This window comes from Flavobacterium sp. ZB4R12, from assembly GCF_048276375.1.
In the GTDB taxonomy this organism is placed as follows: domain Bacteria; phylum Bacteroidota; class Bacteroidia; order Flavobacteriales; family Flavobacteriaceae; genus Flavobacterium; species Flavobacterium gawalongense.
Genome location: NZ_JBLNKS010000019.1, coordinates 14917 through 41868 on the forward strand (window position 1 = coordinate 14917; position 26952 = coordinate 41868).

Sequence of the window (26952 nt, forward strand, 5' to 3'; positions counted from 1 at the left end):
AGGAAATATAGTTTTTTTAGGATATACTAATCCAATGGATAACTGGGATAATTTCAAAACGGTATAAATGAAAAATGAATAAAAAACAAAAACAAAACACGTTGTGGGTACTATATTATAGCATCCGTACTTCGGGAGAAGCCGTAGGTCTGTTTGTCCGTGAGAAAGAAGTTATATGTAAACTTGTTTTATTCATCGGTGCAAAAATACAATTATTTTGCAAATAGAATACTTATTTTGTTTTTTGTAACAAAATTTTAATATAATGTTTGTTTTATGTAAATAAAAACTCCTTAAAGTAATTGTTTCAAGGAGTTTCTTAATTGAGCGAAACCAGATTTAATTTCTAAATCTATTTCGACTAATAATGTCTTTTAATTTGGCTTTCAAATCTTCTCCAGTGTCATAAACCATTTGTTCGCTGCTAGGAAAAGCTACCGCTCTTTTATCAAAATAAGAGTAATAATTATCGTCAGAAGCACGTCGGTCTCCTTTATAGGTTGCATAAATATTTTCAAATACAAACTCACTTGTTAGTGGGAAAGATTGTATTAATTGATTGATTTTCAAATTTATATAATCAATTTTTGCTGTAATTTGACAGGATTTAAATTGTCTAAATTCATAAATACGGGCGTTTACGGTTCTAAGATTGTCAACCATAACCACTTTTCCTTTTTCGTCTAAAACTTCTTTACCGTTGGCATCAATCAGTTTTTTTACACCATCTTTTATGATGCGTTCTTTTACAAATTCTCTTTCTTTGATTTGCTCCGGTGAAATATAAATTTGGCGAAAATTAATCATCATACCATAATCGTAATCAATTCCTCTTTGTTTGTCACTGTGGTAAACAGTCCATTTGTCGTTCAGTCCGTAGGTGCTAAAATCTAGTAAATCATTTTGCAAGCGAACAGGAATAATCATTCGAGTTTCATTTTTGGTGTAAACCGAAACATAATCAGAACCTTTAAATTTAGCTTCATCCATGAGTTGCAAAACATTTTTGTAATTTGGATTTATTTGATTCAAATAATCCAAATCATCATAAGCCTTGCGGAAATTCATTTTATCTGAAGTTGCCATTAATTTTTTTGAATTGGCATACAAATAAGCAGATAATGCATTTTTGCTGTCAATAATTTGGTCGTTATAATTGTCAAATGGGAAAATTGCATTTCGACCTTCTTTAATTAATTTTAAAGGGAGTATCGGTTTAATTTTTTCCTGACGGTTATTCAATTGTAAATAGGTGGTATACATTTTTTCCAATTGTGCAGGATTGGCATCTTTTGCTAACAAGTTTATGGTATTCAAATCGCGTTCTTTGGCTTTGGCGAAAGCCTCTTCGAGTAAATAAACATAATCCTGCTTGCCTTTTTTATCTTTATTGGTTCGCAAATTCGAAACTGCATTTTCGATTGCCTGATCGTAATTTCCTGAGCTTAATAAATTTTGAGTTTGCTTTACACCACAGGAGGAAACAAGCACGAACAAGGATAATAAAAGAGTAATTTTTTTCATAAGCGTTACTATAAAGTAAATAATTTTGAAGCTATTTCTACTATATCAATACAGGCAAACTGCTTTTAAAATTGAAATTTCAAAATAATGCCATAAAAAAACCTAACAAAAATAGAATAAATGTTAGGTTTTAGAACGTGTATTTTTATTTTTTTATTTTCTTACAAAAGGAGGAAGCAACTTACTGGAAACTTCACCAAAACCAATGCGAACCTGTCCGTTTTGACAAAATCCCTTCATGATTACGGTGTCGTTATCATTTATAAATTTGCGTTCTGTTCCGTCATTAAGTTTGATAGGATTTTTGCCTCCCCAAGTCAATTCCAGCATCGAACCAAAACTATCTTCAGTTGGGCCAGAAATGGTTCCTGAACCCATCATGTCACCAGAATTTACGCGACAGCCATTAGACGTATGATGCGCTAATTGCTGGCTCATCGTCCAATACATGTGTTTGAAATTCGAATGAGAAACGAGAGTTGCTTCAGTGTTTTCAGGTTGAATCACCACTTCTAAATTGATATCGAACGAATGTTTTCCTTTTTGTTGTAAATAAGGAAGTGGAGTTGGTTCTTGTTTTGGACCTTTAGTTCTAAAGGGTTCCAAAGCATCCATTGTCACAATCCAAGGCGAGATTGAAGTGGCAAAGTTTTTTGATAAGAATGGTCCTAGTGGCACATATTCCCATTTTTGAATATCGCGGGCGCTCCAGTCATTCAATAAAACCATTCCAAAAATATAATCTTCAGCTTCAGTTACAGGAATGTTTTCTCCCATTATATTGACATCGGTTGTGATAAAAGCAGTTTCCAATTCAAAATCAACTGAACGGGAAGGGCCAAAAACAGGTGTGGTTTCGCCATTTGGTAAGGTTTGTCCCATTGGTCTGTGTACTGGAATTCCCGAAGGAACAATAGTAGAGCTTCTTCCATGGTAGCCTACAGGAATATGAAGCCAGTTGGGTAATAATGCGTTTTCAGGATCGCGGAACATTTTTCCGACATTAGTAGCATGCTCTTTACTAGAATAAAAGTCTGTATAATCACCAATCAGCACCGGTAATTGCATTTCTACGTCTTCCATTTTAAAAATGACAATATCTCTTTCTTTTACATTATCGCGTAATTTTGGATTTTTTTCGTCAAAAATTTCGGCGATACGATTTCGAACCAAACGCCACGTTTTCTGACCATCAGAAATAAAATCATTCAAAGTATCTTGCATGAACATATCATCCGTCAGCTCAATACCTTCAAAATAATTTAATTGTTGTAAAGCTCCCAAATCGATAGAGAAATCACCAATACGAGTTCCTACAGTTACTATGTTTTCTTTGGTAAGAAAAACACCAAAAGGAATGTTTTGAATGGGGAAATCACTATTGGTAGCTACTTCTAACCATGATTTTCTGTTAGTATTGTTGGCAGTTATAGGCATATCGATGTTAATTATTTTGTTGAAAATTACTCATCAAATATATTATAATCTAACTATTAACCAAACGTTTTTTTGTATTTTTGCATCAAATTAACCAAAATCAAAGAAATGCAACGCGACGAACAAATTTTTGACCTTATTCTAGAAGAACAAGAAAGACAAATACATGGATTAGAACTTATCGCTTCGGAAAACTTCGTAAGTGACGAAGTTATGGAAGCAGCTGGTTCTGTTTTAACCAATAAATATGCAGAAGGATATCCTGGCAAAAGATACTACGGCGGTTGCGAAGTAGTTGATGTTATTGAGCAAATTGCTATTGACAGAGCCAAAGAATTATTTGGTGCAGCTTACGCAAATGTACAGCCACACTCTGGTTCACAAGCGAATACAGCGGTTTATCATGCTTGTATCAAACCGGGAGATAAAATTTTAGGTTTTGATTTGTCTCATGGTGGACATTTAACTCACGGTTCTCCGGTAAACTTTTCAGGACGTTTATATACGCCTTCTTTCTATGGTGTAGATAAGGAAACTGGAAGATTAGATTACGATAAAATCCAAGAAATAGCAACAAAAGAACAACCAAAATTAATCATCGCTGGAGCTTCGGCTTATTCTCGTGATATGGATTTTGAGCGTTTCAGAGTAATTGCAGATAGTGTTGGCGCTATTTTATTGGCTGATATTTCACATCCTGCTGGTCTTATTGCAAAAGGTTTGATGAATGATCCATTACCTCATTGTCATATTGTAACTACTACAACGCACAAAACATTGCGTGGTCCTCGTGGAGGTTTGATTTTGATGGGTAAAGATTTCGAAAATCCATTTGGTTTAACTACACCAAAAGGAGAAATCAGAATGATGTCTTCTTTATTGGATTTAGCTGTTTTTCCTGGAAATCAAGGTGGTCCATTGATGCATATTATTGCTGCAAAAGCAGTAGCATTTGGTGAAGCATTGAATGATGAATTTTTTACATATGCTTTACAATTACAAAAAAATGCTAACGCAATGGCGGACGCTTTTGTAAAAAGAGGATATGAAATCATTTCTGGAGGAACAGACAATCACATGATGTTGATTGATTTAAGAAACAAAAATATTTCTGGAAAAGATGCTGAAAATGCATTGGTAAAAGCAGAAATTACGGTAAATAAAAACATGGTTCCATTTGATGATAAATCACCATTTGTAACTTCAGGAATTCGTGTAGGGACTGCAGCTATTACCACTCGTGGTCTGGTTGAAGAAGATATGGAAACCATTGTAGCTTTAATTGATAGAGTATTGATGGACCACACTAACGAAGATGTTATCGAAGAAGTGGCTGCTGAAGTAAACGAAATGATGAGCGAAAGAGCTATTTTCGTATACTAAATAAATACGTCTTAAAGTTTTTAAAGTCGAAAGTCGAAAGTCTTGAGGAGGAATTTAATAGTTCTTTCTTAATTTTGACTTTCGACTTTCGACTTTATGACCTTTTAATTTAAAAATTATGTCTGTACTAAGATTAAAATTACCAACCGATCCAAGATGGGTGAATATTGTAGAAAAAAACATTGAAGAGATTTTAACGGATCATGCTTGGTGCGAACAAAAAGCAGCTACAAATGCCATTACAATTATCACAAACAACTCGGAACACCAGGATTTAGTGAAGGATTTATTGGCTTTGGCCAAAGAAGAAATCGACCATTTCGAACAAGTACACAACATCATCATTAAGCGTGGCTTGAAGTTGGGTCGCGAACGAAAAGATGATTATGTGAACGAATTGTATTTGTACATGAAAAAAAGTGGTGATGGAAGCAGAGTTTCAGGTTTAGTGGAACGGTTATTGTTTTCAGCAATGATAGAGGCTAGAAGTTGTGAACGATTCAAAGTGCTTTCAGAAAATATCAAGGATGAAGAATTATCCATTTTTTATAGAGATTTGATGGAAAGTGAAGCGGGACATTACACGACTTTTATAACCTATGCGCGAAAATATGGAGTAGGAATTGATGTTGAAAAACGTTGGAGAGAATGGTTGGAATTTGAAGATGCTGTGATTGCTAATTATGGTAAAAATGAAACGATTCACGGATAAATTCAATATTTGTAAGTTTGTTCCGTTACTATAAATAAATACTCTTACAAGTTTAAGGAGTCTATTAGCCAGTTTCTTATATTTAATTTATTTAGAGAAACCAATGTTTTTGTATTTAAATTAAATTATTTGTTACCGTTTTGTAATTTTTTAATTTATATTTAGGATTTTAAATTTAACTATAATAATTAATAACTGAAATGAAGCTCAATTTTAATTATGATGGAAATATAGCTTGTAGAGCAATATTGCAAGATCAATTAGAAAAACTAGATATTAAATATCAACTTTTAGATTTAGGACAAATTGAAATCAGTGACGATGTTTCAGAAGAGAGTTTTGCGGAACTAGAAATTAGTTTAAAAAAGTATGCTATTCATATTATAGATAATCCAAAAGGGCAATTAATTCAAAAAATTAAAGACGCCATAATTGAAATAGTCTATGAAAAAGAGAAATTTCCTAACATAACGATTTCTCAATATCTATCGGATAAATTGAACTTTAGATATGGATACATTACGAATGTTTTTTCAGAATATACACATACATCAATTGAGAATTTTATTATTATTCAAAAGATTGAAAGAGCAAAAAAATTAATAATTGAAGAGGAATTGACTTTGACTGAAATTTCTCACGAACTAAATTATAGTAGTGTAGCTTATTTATCAACTCAATTTAAAAAAGTGACAGGATTAACCCCTTCTATGTTTAAAAGAATAGTTGATAAAAGAAGACAATTATCAAATAATGAATAAATAAAATTGCAAAAAAGCCTCAATATTTTATGATTACACATCAAGATTCAATGCATATTCTTTTAGCTGACGATGACGAAGATGATCGCACTTTTTTTAGTGAAGCCATACAAGAGCTTAAAATGAATAATAAGTTGACTCTATTTAAAGATGGCAATGAGCTAATGGATTATTTAGTGCATCCTGATATTAAGTTGCCTCATGTTTTATTTCTTGATTTGAATATGCCTGGAAAAACCGGAATAGAGTGTCTAAAGCAAATCAGAGCGAATACTCGTTTTAAAGATGTTTCGATTGCCATATATTCTACTTCTTCCTCAGAAAAAGATATTGAAGATACTTTTATTGAAGGGGCCAATATTTACATTACAAAACCCAATGATTTTTCTTCGTTGAAAAAAGTAATTCAGGAAGTTGTAAATATGAATTGGCAATTTCATTCCTCAGGATTAAATATTGAAACTTTTTTCTTTAGCACATAATAGAGAATAAATGAAAATTTTAGGATTATATAAAAATTCTCAAATATTTAAAATTGCTTTAGCTATAGCAATTGTTGTTGTTTGTTATATAGCATCTGTATTTTATTCTCAAATGCAAAAACTCGATTCTACTGTTGAATTAATTGCAAACTCTAATGAAACACAACTTGAATTAGAAAAGCTTTTATCAGTAATTAGTATTTATGAAACGAGTTTACGGAGTTATATTATTACAAAAGATGAAGCTTATATAAAAAATCGATTTTTAAGCAGAGGTAAAATTGAGCAAAATATAAAAAATTTAAAAAAACTTACATCAAATGATTTTACAAGAAGTCAGCATATTGACCGGCTTAAAAAACTGATTGATTATAGATTTAAATTATTTAGACAAACATTAATTATTGCGAAAAGTAAAAATGTAAATCGATTAGAATTAAATTCTAAGTTACTGGAAAGTAGCGATGTTACTGAAATGATGAAATCCTTTGTCAGTAAAATAATATTTTCTGAAAGTGCAAAAGCAAAGATTCAAAATAACAATCATCAATTTGAATTACAGGATTCAATAACAACTGCCTTTTTATTGGTGATTCTTTCACTTGTAATTTTGTTCCTGTCTTTCAACAAAATGAATGTGGATATTGAAGAACTCAAAAAAGCAAATGACAAATTAAAATTGCTTAATGAGTCTTATAATACTGCTGAAATGACTGCAGGTTTTGGACATTGGATGTTAAATCTAGAAACGAGTACGTATACTTTTTCAGATAATTTATTCCGTCTGATGGGAGTTGAACCTAATGCATTCGAACCCAACATAGAAAATACAATTAAATATATTCATCCGGATGATTTGGACTATGTAACGAAAGTGCATAAAGATTCGTTGTTAAATCACCAATCTACTTCCATGACGTTTAGATTTTTAACGCCAAAAGGGGAGGTTAAATATATTATGGGTGTTGGAAGTTTTACCAAAGATGGAAATGGCGATTTAATCAAAATAGGGGTGAATTATGATATTACAAATCAATACAAGAAGACACTTGAACTAGAAAATAATAACAAAGAACTTAAGTATATTAATACGGAACTTGAAGCTTTTAATAATATTGTAAGTCATGATTTGCAGGAACCGCTTCGGAAAATCCAAATGTTTATTTCCAGATTAGAGGAAAAAGAATTGGATTTGCTTTCACAACAAGGAAAAGATTATTTTTCAAAAATTCGTGTAGCGGCCAACAGGATGCAGACTTTATTAATAGACTTAGTTAATTATTCCAGAACAATAAAAGGCGATAAGGTTTTTGTAGAAACAGATTTAAAAATGGTCTTAGACGAAACACTTCAAGATTTATCCTCTAATATCGAAGAGAAAAAAGCAGCCATTGAAATTGGTAAATTACCAACAATCAAAGTAATACCTTTCCAGATTAAGCAGTTGTTTATAAATTTAATCTCCAATTCACTTAAATACAGCAAAGAAGATATAGTTTCTCAAATCAAAATTACTTCCAAAAAAATTACAGAAAAAGAAATGCGGGATTATAAAATAATCAATAAGGAGGATTATTATAAAATTGTCATCATAGATAACGGAATTGGTTTCAAACAGGAATATGCCGAAAAAATATTTCTTTTGTTCAAACGTTTGGAAACAGATCCTAAATACTCAGGAACTGGACTTGGTCTGGCTATTTGTAATAGAATTGTAGAGAACCACAAAGGTTTCATAAAAGTAAAAGGGGAACCTGGAGTAGGGGCTAAATTCTATGTTTTTATTCCTAAAGGGGATTTGCTTTAATTTCAATAAATAAATTACAATGATTACAATAAAAGAAGCTTCAATAGCTGACTTAAATACAATTCAAGATGTTGCCAATAAAACTTGGCCGACAACATATGGTGAAATTTTGTCAAAAGAACAATTAGACTATATGATGGATTTGATTTATTCAGATGAATCTTTAATAAAACAAATTCAAAAGCAAGAGCAATTGTTTTATATTGCTTATGAGGAAACTTCAGTTTTAGCATTTATAGCAATCGAGCACAATTATAAGAGTGAAGCGGTAACCCGAATTCATAAAATTTATATTTTGCCAGAAGCACAAGGAAAAGGAATTGGTAAATTATTAATTGATGCGGTACAAAAATTAGCCAACGAAAATAATTCGACATCACTTTCCTTAAACGTAAATCGTTTTAATAAAGCACTAGCTTTCTATCAAAAATTAGGTTTTGAAATCATTGCCGAAGAAAATATTGAGATTGGTAACGGGTACTTGATGGAAGACTACAAAATGGAAAAAAAGCTATAATTATTGCACTATAATATCATGTTTGTAAAGCAATCCTTTTAATCCTTCTAAAGCAAAGACTGCTTTTTTTAATTTTGTTGTCTTCGGGTCAATGGTATAATTGTAGCTTGTTTTGAAATTTGCTTTATTAGCAATTGCTTTTGCAAATTCAGAACGGTATAAGTCACAATTTTCAAAAATGACTTCGGTTAAATCAGTACTCATAAAATCCACTGCAATTATACTACAATTGGTAAACGATGTTCCTTTGATTTTTAAAGTATAAAATTTGGAGAAATCCAAAATACAATCAGTAAAAGCAATTTCGAAAATTAATTTGTCGCACATGGCAAAATTGACTTCCTTGATTTCGCAACGATTAAAAATTACGGTTCTGAAAGCTACATAATTTATTTTTGCTTTGCTAAAAGTGCAATCGTTGAAGGTACAGTCAATAAAGGTAACCGCCAGAAATATACATTGAGAGAAATTACAATTGGTAAAAGTACAACACTCAAATTCCTTAAAATTGACTTCTTCTTCGTTATAAATGATGTTATTGTATTCAATATCTAGAAAATAGTCTGGCATTTACGGGTTTTAAATTCAGGTTTAAGGCAGTGAAACTTCGCAACAAAGAAACAAAATTCTATAGCTATAAAATTCAGAAATGAGAATATTTTTTTTGGAATTTTAAACTCTATCGAAATCTCCTTTCCAATGATTAATCGCTTTTTTAATTGCGGGTCCGGAGAGATTTTCATTCAAAGTTTTTTCCGTAAGAGCTGGAAGTTCTTCATCTGAGGCAAACCGTAAGGCAAATAATTGGTTGTCATTTAACTTGTTTTCAAAATCTTCTAATCTTTTTCCTGTAATAGAAAAATAGCGGTACCGAAGTTCTAAACGTACAATTCGGTTTTGCAAAGTCAATGCATAATGCTGTCGTAACATAAAGGCCAAATAAAACAGAACGACAAAAATAACACTGATAAAAGTCCAAATCAATTTGTCTTCAGCTGTAAAAATAAAATACACACTGAAGGCTAGAAATGTCATTATAATTGGGTAATAAACAAAATGATGAGGAGGATAATACCGAATATGATTTTTATAGGATTGTGTTTGCATGATTTTCTTTTAAAGTTTTTTAAAGATAGTCAAAACAACTTTTAATTAAAATTTTGAAAAACACCTTCACTAATTATTTAACTTCCAACTGAAATAAATTTCATAAATTTATTAAAAATTAAGACTATGATACCAACAAAAGGATATGCAGTACAAGATGCTAAGACCGACTTAGCACCTTGGAACTTCGAAAGAAGAGAAGTCGGGCCAAATGATGTTCAGTTTGATATCCAATTTTGTGGCGTTTGTCATAGCGACCTTCACCAAATCAAAGATGATTGGGGCGGGTCGATTTACCCAATGGTTCCGGGACATGAGATTGTAGGTAAGGTTATAAAAGTAGGAAGTCATGTCAAAAAGTTCAAAATAGGCGATTTTGCGGGAACGGGTTGTTTGGTAGATTCTTGCCGAACTTGTGAAAACTGTCAGGAAGGTTTGGAACAATTTTGCCTAAACGGATTCACTGCCACTTATAATGGTATAGAACAAGATAAAAAAACGCCAACATATGGAGGCTATTCCAATACTATTGTTGTACATGAAGATTTTGTGTTGCATGTTTCCGATAAATTGGATTTAGCTGCAGTAGCACCATTATTATGTGCGGGAATTACAACTTATTCGCCAATGAAACACTGGAAAATAGGAAAAGGACATAAACTAGCTGTTTTAGGTCTTGGTGGTTTGGGTCATATGGCGGTTAAATTTGGTGTTGCTTTTGGTGCCGAAGTAACAGTGTTAAGTACATCTCCTAAAAAAGAAGCAGATGCCATAAAATTAGGTGCTCATAAATTTGTTGTCACAAATGATGCCGAACAGCTAAAAAGTGTTGCTGGTAATTTCAATTTTATTTTGGATACAGTCTCGGCTCCACATGATCTTAATTTATATTTATCATTATTAAAAACTGACGGAGTCCATATTTGCGTAGGAGTTCCCCCAACACCTTATGAAGTGCATGCTTTTAGCTTAATTGGAGGAAGAAAAAGCCTCGTTGGTTCTTTGATAGGAGGATTACCAGAAACCCAAGAAATGCTGGATTACTGTGCTGAACATGGAATTGTTTCCGAAATAGAAATGATTCACATCAAAAATATTCATAACGCTTATGATCGAATGATAAAAGGGGATGTGCGGTACCGCTTTGTGATTGATATGGCAACATTGTAAAATATATGAAGAGTAAAGTTTTATGAATGTCACTAAAATCGATATCCATAAAAACACCATCTGAAAAGTAATTTTCAGATGGTGTTTTTATTTTGAGTCTTCCGTAAAACCTTTCTGGTAGTGATATGAATCAAGACTCATATTCAGAATTTAAAAACAACGGGTTTTCAAAATCGCCTATAAAAAAACATAGGAAACCGAAATTCCGCCATAAAAATTTCTAGGATTCCCTGGATAATAATACCTCGGTGGTACACTTCCAAAACCGATTGCGTTGGGTAAAATGCTAGCCGCATAATGGTTGTCTAAAACGTTATTAATCCCAGTATTCAGTTCTGTTTTTAGAAATTTTTGTATTTTAAAAGTATAAGCTGCTTTAATATCCAGCAGTCTATAGCCATCACTATATTTTGAATTTTGATCGTTCATTGGAATTTTACCTACATTTCTAAAGGAAGTATTCAAACTAAAACCACTTTTTGTATTTATATCTAAGCCCAAATTCCACTGCACGTTAGGCACACCGGTTAGTCTGTTACCCGAATAATCAGCATCGCCATCCACAAAATCTTTGAATTTAAAATTGTTAATCGTTCCAGAAAAGTAAGATATAATTTGCCATTTGGAAGTTTTTAAAAGCTTATAATTTGCAGAAAATTCTATACCTACATGGGAGCTTTCTCCTGCATTAATCCCTACATATTGGTCTTCGGCGGTACGTCTGGCGACCAATAAATTTGTAATTTGTGTGCTGTAAAGTGCGATTTCAGTATATAATGTATTGCCCAACCAATTCCCTTTGAAACCCAATTCGTAATTCCATCCTATCTCTGGTTTTAAACTGGTGTTGATTTGTCCTTCAGGAGTCAATGTTTCGGCAACTGAAGGTACTGAGAATCCTTTACTGATTGCGGAATAGATGGTTGCGCCTTCAGCTACTTTATACGAAAGCCCAATTCTAGGTGATAAAACATTTCCAAAAGTATAAGGTGGTTCTTGGTTTACAGTATTGTGTTGAAAAACATCTTCTAAAGAATATTTTGTCGTATTCAATGCCAGGCCGCTTTCTAAATACAGCTCTTTCGACAGTTGAAGTTCTATTTGTAAAAAATAATTGATGTAATTCCGTTTCTGGTTTATAGCACTGAATTTCGCTCCCGTAATGCTTCCTTGACCGGGTTGCGATAAGTATAAATTTTTGAAAAGAGAAAAGTCATATTTTTCAGATAAGAATTCTGTTCCAAGGCTTGCTTCAAAAGGCAGAGAAAATAAACTGGCTTTATAATTTATCGTAGATCGAAATCCTAAGGAGTTTGTTTTTTCTTCTAAAATATCAAAAGGTCTGGCTTCATTTGCTTTTTTAAAATTTGAGAAAACACTAGTCTTAGAAGACCATTTTTTAGAAAACTGATGGTTGTATCCAATTCCCATCTGGAATTTATCATAGGATTCAAATCCTTTAGCTGCAGCCCAATTACCAGCTGCCTTTTCGGGATGATTTGTAAAATCATTTTCATTCAACGAACTGGGAATAAAAGCTTTTAAACGGGTGAAAATCCCTAAATAGGACAAACTTCCTTTTGCACTTAATTTTTGTTTCCCGTGTAAGTTAAATGATTTTCTGTCGTAAGCACTATTGGCTCTAAAGCCTTCACTTTGTAAATGCGTATAGCTTGAAAACAGATTTGATTTGGCATTGCTATAGCCCGCTGAAAAACTTTGTTTTACCAAGCCAAAACTACCGTATGTGGTTACCGATTTTCCAAAGGATTCCCGAAAAGGAGTTTCTCGTGCAAACAAATGAATCACGCCTCCCAATCCGGAACCAAAGCTAGTGGAGTTAGGACCTTTAATTATTTCAATACTTCCTATAGATTCCAAATCAATATCTTCAATTACTGTTTCGCCTTCGCCACTTGTTAATGGAATATCTTCGAAATAGGCTTTTACTTTATTGGTTCCATATTGCGATCGAGCTCCAATTCCCCGAATCGTAATTCTATTGGTGTTCAAAGATCCTTGTTGCATATAAACTCCTGGAATTTTATTTAAAACGGAGGTGAGTATCACACCATCACTTTTGTTGAGGTCTTTTCTCCCAATAAAATAAACAGATGCCGCAGTATTTTGAATCGAAGTCTTAATAGGTGGTGCCTGAAGAATAATTTCAGAAAGTGCTGTGGTGTCTTTTTGAACCTGACCAAAAATAGGCGTAGCCCAAATAAATAATAGTAGAAAAGAAATAAAGTAAGAAGTGTTTTTGTCCAATGGTTTGTATATTTATAAGAAATAAAAATTTTATAAATTTACTATTTACTTTTAACGTAATGAAAGATAAATATAATAAATGAACTAAAATAAAAAACGCAATTATCAAATTTTTAGATAATTGCGTTTACTTTTGTGACCTTGACTGGATTCAAACCAGTAACCTCTTGAGCCGTAATCAAGTGCGCTATTCAGTTGCGCCACAAGGCCTTATTATTTCACTAAACTCTTATTTTCATAGGTGTTCACTGAACTTGTTTGCGGGTGCAAATATAGGGATAATTGTGTAACTTGCAAGTCAAAATTTATAAAAAAATAAAAAAATATGCCACTTAAGAATTACATACGTGATATTCAGGGTTTTCCAAAAGAAGGAATTTTGTTTAAAGACATTACTCCCTTACTAATTGACCCCGAAGCAAGGAATAAATGCCTTGAAATATTGGTTTCAACACTTAAAGATAAAAAAATAGACAAGGTAATAGGAGTGGAGAGGAGGGTACTGAAAAACATCACTTATTTTGATTAACGTTCTTTTTTGGACAATAAAAAAAATGCTTATAACAGGATTTTAAGCATCCGTTATAAGCGTTTTTATTTTTGCCCCTGTTTTTTATTGTAGGTTGTATGAGTCTATTTTCGACTTATACAGGTTCATTTTGCCAAATGTGCGTTTAGATTTCATTTCCTACATTAATTTGAGTATTCTTTTTAAGTTGACTGTAAAAATTGCTATTGCTCCTTGCATTTGCATATTGGTAATACCGTATGAAATTGCTTTATCATAACCGTGTACATTTTTTAACTCGCTATTTTTGGCCTCTATCTTGTATCGATGTTTTGCTTTTTCTTTGTAATAATCTGTTTCTTGAAAAGCCATTTGGTCTTGATGCAATTCTGATTTTATGGATACAGAATACGTTTTTGTCTTGGCTCCATCTTTGTAACAACCTTCTTTTAAAGGGCAAGTCTTGCATTTTTCGACGTCAAAATAATACGTATCTACTTGATTTTTTCCAATTTCTTTAGTTCCCTGGCGCGCTTTTCGTGTGGCCAAATGTCCTGCTGGGCAAACAAACCTATCGGCATCTTTATTGTAATCAAATTTATCTTCATCTTTTCTGAACCCTTGTGTTATCGATGGATTTAGACGAGCTGCTACTTTAATATTTTGTTCACTGGTAATTTTAAGGTTTTCTTTTCCAGAATAAGCCCCGTCGCCAATAACGGTTTCTACATCAATTCCGTTTTCTTGGCTAATTTCTAAAAGTTTAGGCAATTCTGGTCCATCGCCTTTTTCTCCCGATGTTACTACAGCCGCAGTAATGATACGCTCTTCGGTCATAGCCAAATGGGTTTTGTATCCAAAGAAGGAACTCTCGGCAGATTTATGACCTGTTTTAGCATCGGTATCTTTCGATAAAGTTAAATTTTCTTGAGTGTCTTCTACGGTTTCTTTTAGCAGGTTTAATTTTTCTTTCACAGCAGGGATTGAACTTATAGACGGCTCATTTTCTATCCGTTTTTCTAACTCTTTGCAATAAGCCAGCTCCTTTTCTAAATCGTTGTCGGTATTCTTTTGAGGCATACGTTCTTTGAATTGGTCGTCAAAAGTGTATACTGTTTTTCGAAGTAGCTTTGAACGTTCTCGTAATATGTCTATGGCTAAAAATGGATTGGATCTTGATAAAGTATGGGTGGCATCAACGATAATAGACTTCGAACGGATGATGCCTTTTTCGATAGCGATGGTTACCGTTTTGGTTATCAATAGATTTAATAAGTCGGTATCTTTTAAACGTAGTTTTCTAAATTTTGTCAACGAACTAGGATTGATAACATCGTCTTCTGGAGTCATATCCAAAAAATATTTAAAGGACATATCGTAACGCTAACGTTCTACTACATCAACATCGGAAACCCTGTAAATTGTTTTAAGAAGTAAATACTTAAACATTCGAACAGGACTCTCTGCCATACGCCCATTATTGGTGCAGTATTTATTTAACAATTCATCGTAGATGAATGAAAAATCCATCAAATCGTTAATTTTTCTCAAAAGATTATTCTTTGGAATAATTAAATCATATAACGAAGAATGCTCGCTAAACGCTATTGTTTGTTGCTGTACTAACATCTGAAAACCCTTATAATTACAGCTAAATATACGAAAAAAGGAGCAGAAAAACTTCGTTCTCTACTCCTTTTTTTAATAGTTTATTCGAAAAAAGACTTTTTCAGCGCCCTCGCGAAAAACAAATGGATTTTTTTTAGGTCATTGAATTAGAATTAAGAATTGCTAAACTGTAAATTGCTTAAGTTTTTATACATCCCGTTTTCTAAAGCAATTAATTCCTGATGTGTTCCTTGTTCTGTAATTTTTCCTTTATCCAATACCAAAATTTGATCTGCACTTCGTATAGTAGAAAGACGGTGCGCAATAATGATACTTGTTCTTCCTTCCATTAAAATTCCTAACGCTTCCTGAACTAGTTTTTCGCTTTCGCTGTCTAATGAAGATGTGGCTTCATCCAGAATCAAAATACTTGGATTTTTCAGTAATGCTCTCGCAATTGCAATACGTTGTCTTTGTCCGCCGGAAAGTTTAATTCCTCTTTCTCCAACAACAGTCTCAAATTTTTCAGGAAATCCTTCAATGAAATTTAATGCATTGGCTTGTTTTGCTGCCAGAAGAATTTCTTTCTCAGTAGCATTCGGTTTTCCGTAGGCAATATTTTCTTTGATGGTTCCACCAAATAAAATCACATCTTGAGGCACAATACTCATATTACCGCGAAGATTTTCTAAATCATAATCGTAGATATTTTTCCCGTCTACTAATATTTCTCCGCTATCAATATTATAGAAACGTAATAACAAAGAAGCGATTGTTGATTTCCCAGTTCCACTTGGACCCACAATAGCTATTTTTTGACCATAATTAGCAGTGAAGCTAACATCTTTCAATACTTTAATTTCTTTTCTCGAATGATAACTGAAAGCTACATTCTTGAAAGTAACATTGCCTTTTATTTTATGGGCAGATGATGCATTTTGAATCGAATTAATTTTTTCAGGAGTTTCATCTAATAATTCAAAAACACGTTCGGTTGCACCAATTGCTTTTTGGATTTGAGCATAAAGTTCTGCGATTCCTCCAAAAGAAGCACCTACAAAAGTGGAATACAATACAAACGAAATTAGTTGTCCCACGCTCATTTCCCCGCTAATGCTCAAACGAACGCCAAACCAAACTACGGCAACAATAGCTCCAAAAAGACAAAAAATAATGAATGAAGCAAAGTATCCTCTATATTTTCCTCCTTTGATAGCTATTTTAACCACTTCTTTTATCTTGCCATTATAACGTGCAATTTCGTACCATTCATTGGCGAAAGCCTTTACAATACTAATTCCTTGCATGGTTTCTTCAACAATAACCTGACTTTCGGCTACTTTATCTTGAACATTTTTCGAATATTTTCTAATAAATCTTCCAAAAACAACTGCAGCAACAGCCACAAGCGGAACAACAGATAGCATTAGCAATGTTAATTTGATACTTTCATTCGCCAACAAAAGAACACCACCAATAATTAAAATGAATTGTCTTAAGAATTCAGCTATTGTAGACGTTAAGGTGTCTTGTATTTGCGTTATATCAGAACTGATTCGGCTGTTTAATTCACCTACACGTTTTTGTGAAAAGAATGACATTGGCAGCTTTACTAGATTACTATACAACGCTAATCTAAGATTAGCTAACGTATGTTCCGTAAAATTGACAAATAAAGACAATCTAAAAAAGGAAAAAATAGATTGGAAAAATAAAATAACAACTAATCCCAAGGCAATAAAATTAGCTTGTGAATTGTCTTTATTTTTTACACAATCGATAAGCATTCCCATTAATTTAGGGAAAGCTAACGCAGTTGCACCTGTTAGCAGTAAAAAAACTAAACCAACATAAAATTTCCAACGATGATTTCCTGCATATTGAAATATAAGAGTCGCTTTATGGAGTGAACTTGCAGTAATTTTTGATTTTGGTAAATCGTTTTCTTTGAATCGTGCCATTACATATTATTTATATCACAAATGTATGACTATAACGACTCATTACAAAAAAACAGTACTGTTTCATTAGATAATTAAAGTGCTATTACAGAGCATGAAAAGGATTTTTATCTAATTTTTATTTATTTTTTTGATAATTTACTTGTAAATACAATTTCTAAATGTATCTTTGCACACCTATAAGGGCGATTAGCTCAGCTGGTTCAGAGCACCTCGTTTACACCGAGGGGGTCGGGGGTTCGAACCCCTCATCGCCCACCATAAGAGACAAGTCAGAAATATTCTGATTTGTCTCTTTTTTATTTGAGTCTACTCCACTGTTAATCAGATTGAAATAACATTAAAAGCAAGCGAGCTCAAATTTCTAACTTTAGATTATCATGAAGAAACTCAAAAGTTAGATATCATAGTTTTCCTGAAAAACTACAATTTATATTGTGATACAAAGACTTTAGAACAAGCAAATTTCATCATCATGCATGACATTCTGGGAGAAAATTCCCTATTCCAAAACATCAATTTTGTACAGCTGGCACAAATGCCGGACAACAATGAGGAATTGATTCATTTATACGATTTACAATTGTATATTGATGAAATTAATTCCAAATTGTTAAAATTGACAAAAATTTAATTGTTAATTTTTAACAAATGTTTAATGACGGATTAATATCATTTGATTAACTTTGATGCAAATTATAGCATCAATGAATAAATTTCACGTTTTAGTAATTGTAATATTTGGTTTCTTACTGATGCCAAGTAGTGCTTTTGCGTGTGGGAATAATTCAGAAAAGCACTCTTGTAAAAAAGAAGTTTCGTCAAAATCCGACAAGGATGATTGTTGTAAAGACGATAGTCATTCAAAAAATAAAAACCACGAAGGTTGCGGTGGTAAATGCAATCATTCTAAATGTGCTTGTGCTTCTTCTAGCAACACATCTATTTCAATTAGTGAATGGAATATTAATAACAATATTTTTAATTTCTCTTCAGAAAAACAAAAATTTTATAATTACGAAACCTCCATTTCTTCAGGTTTCAATTCTTTATGGCTTATACCCAAAATAGGCTAAATTTTAAATTTGACAGCCATAGGTGTGTCAAATAAAAAGCAATTGTTGCTTTAAAATCATTTATTTTCTCAGTTAATTTCATTTTCAAAAGGGTGGCTTTGTTATGCTGTCATTTTGTTATTGTTTAACTAATTCAATTTAAAATTATTTACATTCAATGAACTCATTAAAAAAAATGATGATGGCAATAACTTTATTGTTATCCGTCATGGTATCCAATGCGCAAATCAAAAACGCTAAAACCGAAACCGTAAAAATATTCGGGAATTGCGCAATGTGCGAAACTACAATAGAAAAAGCAGGAAGTCTCAAAAAAATTGCCAAAGTAGATTGGAATAAAGATACCAAAATGGCTATACTTACTTATGATGCTAAAAAAACCAATCAAGACGAAATACTAAAACGTATTGCACTTGCAGGTTATGATAGCGAAAAATTTCTTGCTCCAGATGTTGCATATTCAAAACTTCCGGAATGTTGTCAATATGTTCGTGAAGCAAAAGTTGCTGTAAAAACAGAACCAAAAACCGAAGAATCAAAAAGTGAAATGTCTGGAATGGATATGACCAGTCATTCAACAACAGCTGAAAACCAAACAGTAAACCAACTAAAACCAGTTTTCGATAATTATTTTTTATTGAAAGATGCTTTGGTAAAAACTGATGCTAAAACAGCCTCAGAAAAATCAACAGCGTTATTATCTTCGATTACTGCTGTGAAAATGGAAACCTTAAAAATGGACGAGCATATGGTTTGGATGAAAGTTGTAAATGATTTAACAGCCGATGCAAAAAGTATTTCTGAAACACAGGATATTAAGAAGCAAAGAGAAACTTTCAAATCATTATCTAAAAATACTTATGAGTTAATAAAAGTTTCAAAACCATCAGAAACTATTTATTATCAATACTGTCCTATGCAAGATGCTAATTGGTTAAGCAAAGAAAATACCATTAAAAATCCATATTATGGTTCACAAATGTTGAGTTGTGGCAAGACAGTAGAAACAATTAAATAATAATCAAACATTAAAAAAATGAAAAATCTATTTTTTACCGCTTCAATAATTGGAGTTATGCTTTTATCATCTTGTAGTAAAGATGACAATATGAATATGGATACAACTTTAAACATAAACTATCCTGCTGCCTATGTGGTGAATGGAGAAGATGCTACGATTTCTGTAATCAAATTATCCACCAATGAAGTCACAGAAACAATAAACTTAATGGGAACTGGAACTGATATGATAATGTGGCCTCATCACATTTCTACACACTCAAATCATTTAGCCATTGGTGTTCCAGGTATGGACTTTTCAGCTGGACATTTAGGAGGAACAGCAGGAATGACAGGCAAATTATTGGTTATTGATGCAATGAATGGTACAACAGTAAAAAATATGAATTTACCATTGATGAACCATAACACAACATACTCACCAAACGGTATAGAAATTTGGGTACCTCAAATGGATATGAATGGTAAAGTATTGGTGTATAATGCTTCTACCTATGCATTAACAAACACAATTACTGTGGGTATGATGCCAGCCGAATTAACTTTTTCATCTGACGGAACAAAAGCCTATGTTGCTAATGGCGATGATGATACTATTTCTGTAATCAATGTGTCAACAAAAGCAGTTGTTGCAACAATTACAGTTGGTGACAATCCTGTTGGTGCTTGGACTGGTAGCGATGGTAAAATGTATGTTGATAATGAAGATGGACAATCTATTTCTGTTATAAATGTAGCTACAAATGCCGTTGACCAAACTATTGTTTTAGGATTTATGCCAGGTATTGCTTCCCATAACGGAGCAAAAAGCGAATTATGGGTTTCTGATCCAATGAATGGAAAAGTACATTATTGGACTTGGGATGCTGGTATGATGATGTGGATGCACAGCGGTGTTTTCAATACTGGAGCTGGTGCTCACGCAATTTCGTTCACTACCGACGGAAACACTGCTTATGTGACCAATCAAACAGCAAATACAGTTTCTGTTGTAAATGTTACCAATCATACCGTTACTAAAACAATCAGTGTTGGTAAAAAGCCAAATGGTGTTGTAATAAAAATGTAAAACATTCAACCTTAAAGTGGTAAGTCAAAGTTCTAAAACTTTCTAAAACTTTGTTATTGCGGACTTATTGACTTGTAATTTCAAGGTTTAAATTAAAATTCGACATAATTTTTAAAATAGGTTCTTAAATGTGGAAAAGAAAAAATAATTATAAATAATTAAAATAATAAAAAGATGAAAACAATAATTATCGTATTAAGTGCATTTTTTGCATTTAATTCAAGCGTAATAGCACAAAGAGCTACAAAAAAAGAAGATCCTAAAATAATTTACATTTGCCCTACACATCCCGACGAGATGAATCCAAGCTCTGGGAAATGTCCAAAATGTGGAATGGAATTGACAAAAATCACCGAAAAAATTGATACCCACGCTACAAAAGGAAGTCAACCTAAGAGTAAAACTGTAACGAAATATGTTTGTCCAATGGACGGCTCAACTTCTGATAAACCAGGAGAATGTTCTAAATGCGCAATGAAAATGGTAAAAACCACCGAAAAAATAGAGACCCACGCTCTAAAAGGAAGTCAACCTATGAGTAAAATTGCGACAAAATATGTCTGTCCTATGGACGGTTCAATCTCAGAAACCGAAGGAAAATGTTCTAAATGCGGAACAGGAATGGTAAAAATCACCGAAAAAATAGATACCCACGCTACAAAAGGCAGTCAACCTAAAAGTAAAATTGTGACAAAATATGTTTGTCCAATGGACGGCTCAACTTCTGACACTAAAGGGGAATGCCCTAAATGCGGAATGGAAATGACTGAAAAAGAGTCTAAAAAGTAAGAAGCTAATAATAAAAAATGTTCCCAATAGCAATAATAACAAATAACAATTTAAAAAAATAATAAAATGAAAAATTTAATTCTTTCAGCCATAGTGATGGCATTTGTACTAGTTTCTTGTAACCAAAAAAACAAAGAAGCTCAAACCAGTAATTCCGAAACGACCGAAACTGCTTCACAATTGTATGCGTGTTCTATGCACCCCGAAGTAACAGGGAAAAAAGGAGATAAATGTTCAAAATGTGGAATGGAATTAACCGAACCAGTTGTACAAAATGAAGCAGCTCATGATCATACTGATGGTAGTCATAGTCACGATGATGCAACAACAGTTGAAGTTAATAATGAAGCTACATCGGTTACCCAAACAACATTTTCTACAAATGAAATAATTTCGGATTATTTAAAACTAAAAAACTCACTCACAAAAGACGATACAAAAGGAGCAGCCAATGCGGGTAAAGCATTATATGCAACTTTCAATAAAGTCAATACCAATACTATAGATCCAAAATTGAAAACAGAATATATTGATATTGCTGATGATGCTAAAGAACACGCAGAACACATTGGTGATAATGGTGGGAAAATTGACCACCAAAGAGAACATTTTGCGATGTTGAGTAAAGATGTGAATGATTTGATAAAAATATTTGGAGCAAAACAAAAACTATATCAAGACTTTTGTCCTATGTATAATGAAGGAAAAGGGGCTATTTGGATCAGTGAAACCAAAGAAATAAAAAATCCTTACTACGGTTCGAAAATGCTTACTTGTGGTTCTATGAAAAAACAATTATAAAATGAAAAAAATCATCAAGAAAATACTAATAATTGGGTTTGTTATTTTTTTGTTGATGCAGTTATATCAACCTGCTCGTAATGAAAGTTATGAGCAGGAATTAACTGCAAATTTCACAAAAATGTACGATGTTCCTAAAAATGTTGAAACTATTTTGCAAACTTCTTGTTTTGACTGCCATAGTAACAATACCAATTATCCATTATATTCTTACATTCAGCCAGCACGGTTTTTTATGGAAGAACACATTAAAGATGGTAAGAAGGATTTGAACTTTAATGAGTTTGGAAAGTACTCCAAGCGAAAACAAGAAAACAAATTAGAAGCTATCATCAAACAAATAAAATCTGATGAAATGCCCTTAGCGTCCTACACGTTACTTCATAAAAATGCAATAGTAACACCTGCTCAAAAAGAGGAAGTAATCAATTGGATAAATAAAACAAAAGATAGTCTTTCATTAGAAAACTAAACATTATGGTAGAAAAATTAATATCATTTTCACTAAAAAATAGATTTGTTGTTCTTCTCGTCTCAGCTTGCTTATTCGCTTGGGGTATTTATAGCGTACAGCAAAACCCCATAGATGCCATTCCGGATTTGTCCGAGAATCAAGTTATTGTATTTACAGAATGGATGGGAAGAAGTCCACAGGTTATCGAAGCCCAAGTGACCTACCCTTTGGTTTCAAACCTGCAAGGAATACCAAAAGTTAAAAATATTCGTGGTGCATCAATGTTTGGGATGAGTTTCGTATATATCATTTTTGAAGATAATGTAGATGTGTATTGGGCAAGAACTCGAGTGTTGGAACGGTTGAATTATGCCCAACGATTATTGCCTCAAAATGTAGTGCCTACATTAGGACCAGATGGAACTGGAGTTGGTCATGTTTTTTGGTATCATTTAAAGGCTAACGGTATGGACTTGGGAGAACAAAGAGCTTTACAAGATTGGTACGTGAAATTTGCATTACAAACTGTTCCTGGTGTGGCTGAAGTAGCATCATTTGGTGGTTTTGAAAAACAGTACCAATTAGTGTTAGATCCCTTAAAAATGCAGTACTACAATGTGAGTATGATGGAAGTGATGAATGCAGTCAAAGCAAATAATAATGATGTTGGTGGTCGAAAATTTGAGATGAGTAATATGTCTTACATAGTAAGAGGTTTAGGGTACATAAAAAACATAAAAGATGTAGAAGACATTGCCATTAAAAATTATAATTCCGTTCCAGTAAAAGTAAAAGACATTGGTTCGATACAAATGGGTGGAGATTTACGCTTGGGAATTTTTGACGAAAATGGAACAGGTGAAGTTGTAGGAGGAATTGTAGTCATGCGATATGGTGAAAATGCAGATAAAGTTATAAAAGCAGTAAAAGAAAAAATGAAGGAACTTGAAAAAGGATTGCCTGAAGGCGTTACTTTTAAAACGTCTTATGACCGAAGTGAATTGATAGAAAAAGCAATCGCATCTGTTAAAGGTACTTTAATAGAAGAAATGATTGTTGTTTCAATTGTTATACTACTTTTTCTTTTTCATTGGAGAAGTGCTTTAATTATCTTAATACAATTACCTATATCCGTGGCTATTGGCTTTATTTTGCTTGAAGCATTTGGTATATCATCTAATATCATGTCATTAACGGGTATTGCATTAGCTATAGGTGTTGTCGTCGATGACGGAATTGTAATGGTGGAAAATGCGTATAGGACAATTTCGGAGAAACAGGAAGAAATGGAGAGTAATCAAAATAATTCGGAAATAAAATGAAAGATAAAATAAAAAATATATTCAAAAAAGAACATGACCCGTTATCTTCTGAAGAAAAGTTACAACTTATAGAAAACTCTTCAAAATTAGTTGGTCCAGGTGTCTTTTATTCAACACTCATTGTGATAGCTTCCTTTTTACCTGTATTTCTTCTCACGGGTATGGAAGGTAAATTATTCAGCCCATTGGCTTGGACAAAATCGTTTATACTTATAGTAGATGCTTTTTTAGCCATTACACTTACTCCAGTTCTAATTAGTTTTCTGCTTAAAGGTAAACTTCGTCCAGAAAACAAAAATCCAATTAATAAAAAACTGGAAAGTATATATACTCCTATTTTAATTTTTTGTTTAAAATGGAGGAAAACAGTATTAGGTATTAATGTAATTGCGCTCCTGATTGGCGTTTTAATGTTTACCCGTTTAGGGACAGAATTTATGCCTCCTTTAGATGAAGGTTCCGTGCTTTTTATGCCTGTAACATTACCAGACGTATCCAATTCTGAGGTAAAAAGAATTTTACAAGTGCAAGATAAATTGATAAAATCGATACCCGAAGTGGCACATGTTTTAGGGAAAGCCGGTAGAGCGAACACGGCGACAGATAATAGTCCAATAAGCATGATTGAAACTATTGTTTTACTAAAACCCCAAAACGAATGGAGAGAAGACAAAACGAAAGCCGATATTGTTAATGAAATAAATAATAAACTTCAAATTCCGGGAGTTACGAATGGTTTTACACAGCCCATCATTAATAGGATTAATATGCTTTCTACTGGTATTAGAACCGATGTAGGAATAAAAATTTACGGAGCAAGCTTAGACACTATCAATGTTTTATCTCAAAAAATAAAAAAAGCCCTCGAGGGTACTTCTGGCGTAAAAGATTTATATGCGGAACCGATTACTGGCGGAAAGTACATCGATATCGAAGCAAAAAGAGAGGCCATAGGCAGATACGGACTTACAATAGATGATATAAACAATGTGGTAGAAGCTTCTATTGGTGGAATGAAACTCACCACAACTATAGAAGGAAGACAACGATTTTCTGTAAATGCAAGATATGCACAAGAATATCGAAATAGTTTAGAAGCCTTAAAAAAACTGCAAGTGCAAACAATGAAGTTTGGTCCTATTCCGTTAGAAACGGTTGCTGATGTAAAAATAAGTGATGGTCCGCCAATGATAAATAGCGAAAATGCAATGCTTCGTGGCAGTGTATTGTTTAATGTACGAGAGCGTGATCTAGGAAGTACGGTAAAAGAAGCGCAAAAAAAATTGAATGCAATGATCGCTAAAATGCCAAAAGGCTATTATGTGGAGTGGAGCGGACAGTGGGAAAACCAAATCAGAGCCAAAAAAACATTGAGCATGATTTTACCTATAGTTGTCATCATTATTTTCCTTATTCTTTACTTCACCTATCATTCTATGAAAGAAGCGCTGATTACAATGATAACCGTACCGTTTGCTTTGATTGGAGGAATTTTTATGGTCTATTTTTATGGAATAAATTTATCCGTAGCCGTTGCAGTTGGTTTTATAGCATTGTTTGGAATGGCAATCGAAACCGCTATGTTAATGACTATTTATTTGAATGAAGCAATGAACAAAATGGCAGAAAAACACGGGAATAGTGCAGCAACAATTACAAAAGCTATTTTGAAACAGTATATTATTGATGGGTCTGCCAAAAGATTAAGACCAAAATTGATGACCGTTTCCGTTTCCTTATTTGGATTAATCCCTATTCTTTGGGCAACAGGAACTGGAGCCGATGTGATGCTGCCAATTACTGTTCCACTCATTGGGGGTACAATTACCTCAACAATTTATGTATTATTAGTAACTCCTATAGTTTTTGAGATGGTGAAACTTCGAGAATTAAAAACAAAAGGCAAAATAGAACTTATAGATGTTAAAGAATAAATATTATATCACAGTATGCTGTTTGATTTTAAGCACTACAAATTTAGTGGCTCAAACACTCTCGTTGGATAATGTGTTGAGTACAATCAAAACAAATAATCCACAACTAAAAATGTATGATGCTGATATTCAAAGTATGGATGCAGCTGCAAAGGGGGCAAAAAGTTGGATGGCTCCACAAGTTGAGACGGGTTTTTTTATGACACCTTACAATACCAAAATGTGGAAAGCAGATGAAATGTCTCCAGGTATGGGATCTTACATGGTTGGTGTTACACAAATGATTCCGAATGCTAGAAAACTTAAGTCTGATTTCAATTACATGAATGCAATGTCATCTGTTGAAAAAGAAAATAAAGGTTATACGATTAATCAATTAAAGGCACTGGCAAAAACGAATTATTACCAATGGCTGGTATTAAATAAAAAAATGCAACTTGCGGATGATAATTTATTGCTCTTAGACTATATGATAAAAAGTATGGAAATACGCTATCAGTATAATATGGATAAATTGCCAACCTATTACAAAGCAAAATCGCAATACGGTGCATTACAAAGTATGATTGTAATGTTACAAAACGATATTTCCCAGAAGCGAATTATGCTAAATACCTTGATGGCTAGAGATAAAAATACTTTGTTTGAAATAGATGAAACCTATAAATTAAATGATTTTGATTCAATAAAAGCGGATACAATCTCACTTTCCCAAAACCGAAGTGATGTTAAAGCTATTGAAAAAACAATGGTATTAAATCAATTGAAAATTGAAGCCGAAAAAGCAAAATTATTGCCAGAATTTGGTGTCAAATATGACCATATGTTTGCCTTTGGAGAACAGCCAAAACAATTCTCTTTAATGGGAATGATTACTATTCCAATGCCTTGGTCAACAAAAATGAATAAAGCCAATATCAATAGTTTTAAAATCAAGAATGAAAGTCTCAACTGGCAAAAGCAAATGATTTTGAATGAAGCAGCAGGAATGATTTCGGGTATGAATACAGAACTGATAAACCTAAAAAAACAATATGATATTGCCGAAAAAAACATCATTCCTGCCTTGCGCAAAAATTATGATACTGCAATATTGGCTTGGCAGAATAATACTGGAGATTTATTTGTAGTATTAGATGCTTGGGAAGCGTTAAATATGGCACAAATTGATGCTCTGGATAAATTGCAAAATATTTTAAGTACACAAGTAGAAATTGAAAAACAACTAGAAATCAAATAATT

Annotated in this window: 23 protein-coding genes, 2 tRNA genes and 2 pseudogenes; 19 read left to right on the plus strand and 8 right to left on the minus strand. The window is 32.9% G+C overall.

From position 1 onward, the window contains the following. Positions 1–339: 339 nt before the first annotated feature. Both ACNO7W_RS13900 and fahA read right to left on the minus strand, forming a co-directional pair. A complete protein-coding gene (locus ACNO7W_RS13900) occupies positions 340–1524 on the minus strand; it encodes a hypothetical protein (protein WP_417938588.1) in 1185 nt (394 codons plus the stop codon). Between the two features lie 153 nt (positions 1525–1677). After that, entirely contained in the window at positions 1678–2961 is a 1284-nt protein-coding gene (fahA, locus tag ACNO7W_RS13905) for a fumarylacetoacetase (protein WP_417938589.1), read from the minus strand. 108 nt (positions 2962–3069) lie between these two features. Here fahA and glyA point away from each other — a divergent pair, with 108 nt between their 5' ends. The 6 genes from glyA to ACNO7W_RS13935 all read left to right on the plus strand — a co-directional run bounded on the left by glyA (position 3070) and on the right by ACNO7W_RS13935 (position 8623). Continuing rightward, positions 3070–4344: a serine hydroxymethyltransferase gene (gene glyA, locus ACNO7W_RS13910; protein WP_417938590.1), complete on the plus strand. Its 1275-nt coding sequence runs from the start codon at positions 3070–3072 to the stop codon at positions 4342–4344. A gap of 118 nt (positions 4345–4462) precedes the next feature. Then, entirely contained in the window at positions 4463–5056 is a 594-nt protein-coding gene (locus tag ACNO7W_RS13915; RefSeq protein WP_143388231.1) for a tRNA-(ms[2]io[6]A)-hydroxylase, read from the plus strand. A 200-nt stretch (positions 5057–5256) separates the two neighbouring features. Next, complete coding sequence (locus ACNO7W_RS13920; RefSeq protein ID WP_143388230.1) at positions 5257–5817, plus strand: helix-turn-helix domain-containing protein; 561 nt, start codon at positions 5257–5259, stop codon at positions 5815–5817. A 29-nt stretch (positions 5818–5846) separates the two neighbouring features. Then, positions 5847–6299 carry a response regulator gene (locus tag ACNO7W_RS13925; protein ID WP_235890198.1) on the plus strand — a complete coding sequence of 151 codons (453 nt, stop codon included), beginning with the start codon at positions 5847–5849 and terminating at the stop codon, positions 6297–6299. Positions 6300–6309: 10 nt separating this feature from the next. Next, the gene (locus tag ACNO7W_RS13930) at positions 6310–8106 is read left to right on the plus strand and encodes an ATP-binding protein (protein ID WP_417938591.1); all 1797 of its coding nucleotides are present in this window, start codon (positions 6310–6312) and stop codon (positions 8104–8106) included. 19 nt (positions 8107–8125) lie between these two features. Beyond that, positions 8126–8623 (plus strand): GNAT family N-acetyltransferase, encoded by a 498-nt coding sequence (locus ACNO7W_RS13935; RefSeq protein ID WP_143388228.1) that lies wholly within the window; start codon positions 8126–8128, stop codon positions 8621–8623. Here the strand turns inward: ACNO7W_RS13935 and ACNO7W_RS13940 are convergent, their stop codons facing one another. Together ACNO7W_RS13940 and ACNO7W_RS13945 are read right to left on the minus strand one after the other, a co-directional pair. Next, positions 8624–9193: a pentapeptide repeat-containing protein gene (locus ACNO7W_RS13940; protein WP_417938592.1), complete on the minus strand. Its 570-nt coding sequence runs from the start codon at positions 9191–9193 to the stop codon at positions 8624–8626. It abuts the gene before it with no gap. A gap of 102 nt (positions 9194–9295) precedes the next feature. Beyond that, a complete protein-coding gene (locus ACNO7W_RS13945; protein WP_417938593.1) occupies positions 9296–9730 on the minus strand; it encodes a DUF6526 family protein in 435 nt (144 codons plus the stop codon). A 126-nt stretch (positions 9731–9856) separates the two neighbouring features. On the opposite strand from ACNO7W_RS13945, the gene ACNO7W_RS13950 reads away from it, so the two are divergent. Then, on the plus strand, positions 9857–10900 hold the full coding sequence (locus ACNO7W_RS13950; protein WP_143388225.1) for an NAD(P)-dependent alcohol dehydrogenase: 1044 nt from the start codon (positions 9857–9859) through the stop codon (positions 10898–10900). A 177-nt stretch (positions 10901–11077) separates the two neighbouring features. On the opposite strand, the gene ACNO7W_RS13955 is transcribed toward ACNO7W_RS13950, so the two are convergent. Both ACNO7W_RS13955 and ACNO7W_RS13960 read right to left on the minus strand, forming a co-directional pair. Beyond that, positions 11078–13168, minus strand: a complete 2091-nt coding sequence (locus tag ACNO7W_RS13955) for a TonB-dependent receptor family protein (protein ID WP_417938594.1) — start codon at positions 13166–13168, stop codon at positions 11078–11080. 136 nt (positions 13169–13304) lie between these two features. After that, positions 13305–13378, minus strand: a tRNA-Arg gene (locus tag ACNO7W_RS13960). A gap of 115 nt (positions 13379–13493) precedes the next feature. Between ACNO7W_RS13960 and ACNO7W_RS13965 the strand changes: the two are divergent. Continuing rightward, positions 13494–13667 (plus strand): annotated as a pseudogene (locus ACNO7W_RS13965) (adenine phosphoribosyltransferase); the annotation flags it as partial. Between the two features lie 189 nt (positions 13668–13856). Here ACNO7W_RS13965 and ACNO7W_RS13970 read toward each other — a convergent pair. Then, positions 13857–15305 (minus strand): annotated as a pseudogene (locus ACNO7W_RS13970) (IS1182 family transposase). Between the two features lie 152 nt (positions 15306–15457). Continuing rightward, complete coding sequence (locus tag ACNO7W_RS13975; protein ID WP_417938595.1) at positions 15458–17245, minus strand: ABC transporter ATP-binding protein; 1788 nt, start codon at positions 17243–17245, stop codon at positions 15458–15460. A 183-nt stretch (positions 17246–17428) separates the two neighbouring features. Here ACNO7W_RS13975 and ACNO7W_RS13980 point away from each other — a divergent pair. From ACNO7W_RS13980 to ACNO7W_RS14030, 11 genes are all read left to right on the plus strand, one after another. Beyond that, positions 17429–17506: transfer RNA gene (locus ACNO7W_RS13980), tRNA-Val, on the plus strand. A gap of 214 nt (positions 17507–17720) precedes the next feature. Continuing rightward, positions 17721–17879: a hypothetical protein gene (locus ACNO7W_RS13985; protein WP_417938596.1), complete on the plus strand. Its 159-nt coding sequence runs from the start codon at positions 17721–17723 to the stop codon at positions 17877–17879. 73 nt (positions 17880–17952) lie between these two features. Further along, on the plus strand, positions 17953–18321 hold the full coding sequence (locus ACNO7W_RS13990; protein ID WP_143388556.1) for a hypothetical protein: 369 nt from the start codon (positions 17953–17955) through the stop codon (positions 18319–18321). 157 nt (positions 18322–18478) lie between these two features. Continuing rightward, complete coding sequence (locus tag ACNO7W_RS13995; RefSeq protein WP_143388555.1) at positions 18479–19339, plus strand: DUF3347 domain-containing protein; 861 nt, start codon at positions 18479–18481, stop codon at positions 19337–19339. A gap of 18 nt (positions 19340–19357) precedes the next feature. Then, positions 19358–20410, plus strand: a complete 1053-nt coding sequence (locus ACNO7W_RS14000; RefSeq protein ID WP_417938597.1) for a hypothetical protein — start codon at positions 19358–19360, stop codon at positions 20408–20410. Positions 20411–20584: 174 nt separating this feature from the next. Next, on the plus strand, positions 20585–21199 hold the full coding sequence (locus tag ACNO7W_RS14005; RefSeq protein WP_143388553.1) for a heavy metal-binding domain-containing protein: 615 nt from the start codon (positions 20585–20587) through the stop codon (positions 21197–21199). 66 nt (positions 21200–21265) lie between these two features. Then, positions 21266–22000, plus strand: coding sequence for a DUF3347 domain-containing protein (locus ACNO7W_RS14010; protein ID WP_143388552.1), 735 nt, complete (start codon positions 21266–21268; stop codon positions 21998–22000). Position 22001: 1 nt separating this feature from the next. After that, the gene (locus ACNO7W_RS14015) at positions 22002–22472 is read left to right on the plus strand and encodes a heme-binding domain-containing protein (RefSeq protein ID WP_417938598.1); all 471 of its coding nucleotides are present in this window, start codon (positions 22002–22004) and stop codon (positions 22470–22472) included. Positions 22473–22477: 5 nt separating this feature from the next. Next, a complete protein-coding gene (locus ACNO7W_RS14020; protein WP_417938599.1) occupies positions 22478–23776 on the plus strand; it encodes an efflux RND transporter permease subunit in 1299 nt (432 codons plus the stop codon). Continuing rightward, on the plus strand, positions 23773–25710 hold the full coding sequence (locus tag ACNO7W_RS14025; protein ID WP_417938600.1) for an efflux RND transporter permease subunit: 1938 nt from the start codon (positions 23773–23775) through the stop codon (positions 25708–25710). Before ACNO7W_RS14020 ends, ACNO7W_RS14025 begins: the two co-directional genes overlap by 4 nt. After that, a complete protein-coding gene (locus tag ACNO7W_RS14030; protein ID WP_417938601.1) occupies positions 25697–26950 on the plus strand; it encodes a TolC family protein in 1254 nt (417 codons plus the stop codon). The genes ACNO7W_RS14025 and ACNO7W_RS14030 overlap by 14 nt, the downstream gene beginning before the upstream one ends. The last annotated feature ends 2 nt before the right edge of the window (positions 26951–26952 follow it).

Excerpts from the sequence above, each read along its gene's own strand:
- ACNO7W_RS14000 (WP_417938597.1), top strand. The coding sequence starts at position 19,358 with ATGAAAAATCTATTTTTTACCGCTTCAATAATTGGAGTTATGCTTTTA.
- ACNO7W_RS13945 (WP_417938593.1), bottom strand. The coding sequence starts at position 9,730 with ATGCAAACACAATCCTATAAAAATCATATTCGGTATTATCCTCCTCAT.
- ACNO7W_RS13935 (WP_143388228.1), top strand. The coding sequence starts at position 8,126 with ATGATTACAATAAAAGAAGCTTCAATAGCTGACTTAAATACAATTCAA.
- ACNO7W_RS14010 (WP_143388552.1), top strand. The coding sequence starts at position 21,266 with ATGAAAAATTTAATTCTTTCAGCCATAGTGATGGCATTTGTACTAGTT.
- ACNO7W_RS13920 (WP_143388230.1), top strand. The coding sequence starts at position 5,257 with ATGAAGCTCAATTTTAATTATGATGGAAATATAGCTTGTAGAGCAATA.
- ACNO7W_RS13950 (WP_143388225.1), top strand. The coding sequence starts at position 9,857 with ATGATACCAACAAAAGGATATGCAGTACAAGATGCTAAGACCGACTTA.
- ACNO7W_RS14025 (WP_417938600.1), top strand. The coding sequence starts at position 23,773 with ATGAAAGATAAAATAAAAAATATATTCAAAAAAGAACATGACCCGTTA.
- ACNO7W_RS13940 (WP_417938592.1), bottom strand. The coding sequence starts at position 9,193 with ATGCCAGACTATTTTCTAGATATTGAATACAATAACATCATTTATAAC.
- ACNO7W_RS13925 (WP_235890198.1), top strand. The coding sequence starts at position 5,847 with ATGATTACACATCAAGATTCAATGCATATTCTTTTAGCTGACGATGAC.
- ACNO7W_RS14015 (WP_417938598.1), top strand. The coding sequence starts at position 22,002 with ATGAAAAAAATCATCAAGAAAATACTAATAATTGGGTTTGTTATTTTT.
- ACNO7W_RS13995 (WP_143388555.1), top strand. The coding sequence starts at position 18,479 with ATGAACTCATTAAAAAAAATGATGATGGCAATAACTTTATTGTTATCC.
- ACNO7W_RS13985 (WP_417938596.1), top strand. The coding sequence starts at position 17,721 with ATGCATGACATTCTGGGAGAAAATTCCCTATTCCAAAACATCAATTTT.
- ACNO7W_RS13900 (WP_417938588.1), bottom strand. The coding sequence starts at position 1,524 with ATGAAAAAAATTACTCTTTTATTATCCTTGTTCGTGCTTGTTTCCTCC.
- fahA (WP_417938589.1), bottom strand. The coding sequence starts at position 2,961 with ATGCCTATAACTGCCAACAATACTAACAGAAAATCATGGTTAGAAGTA.
- ACNO7W_RS13930 (WP_417938591.1), top strand. The coding sequence starts at position 6,310 with ATGAAAATTTTAGGATTATATAAAAATTCTCAAATATTTAAAATTGCT.
- ACNO7W_RS14020 (WP_417938599.1), top strand. The coding sequence starts at position 22,478 with ATGGTAGAAAAATTAATATCATTTTCACTAAAAAATAGATTTGTTGTT.
- ACNO7W_RS14030 (WP_417938601.1), top strand. The coding sequence starts at position 25,697 with ATGTTAAAGAATAAATATTATATCACAGTATGCTGTTTGATTTTAAGC.
- glyA (WP_417938590.1), top strand. The coding sequence starts at position 3,070 with ATGCAACGCGACGAACAAATTTTTGACCTTATTCTAGAAGAACAAGAA.
- ACNO7W_RS13990 (WP_143388556.1), top strand. The coding sequence starts at position 17,953 with ATGAATAAATTTCACGTTTTAGTAATTGTAATATTTGGTTTCTTACTG.
- ACNO7W_RS13975 (WP_417938595.1), bottom strand. The coding sequence starts at position 17,245 with ATGGCACGATTCAAAGAAAACGATTTACCAAAATCAAAAATTACTGCA.
- ACNO7W_RS13915 (WP_143388231.1), top strand. The coding sequence starts at position 4,463 with ATGTCTGTACTAAGATTAAAATTACCAACCGATCCAAGATGGGTGAAT.
- ACNO7W_RS14005 (WP_143388553.1), top strand. The coding sequence starts at position 20,585 with ATGAAAACAATAATTATCGTATTAAGTGCATTTTTTGCATTTAATTCA.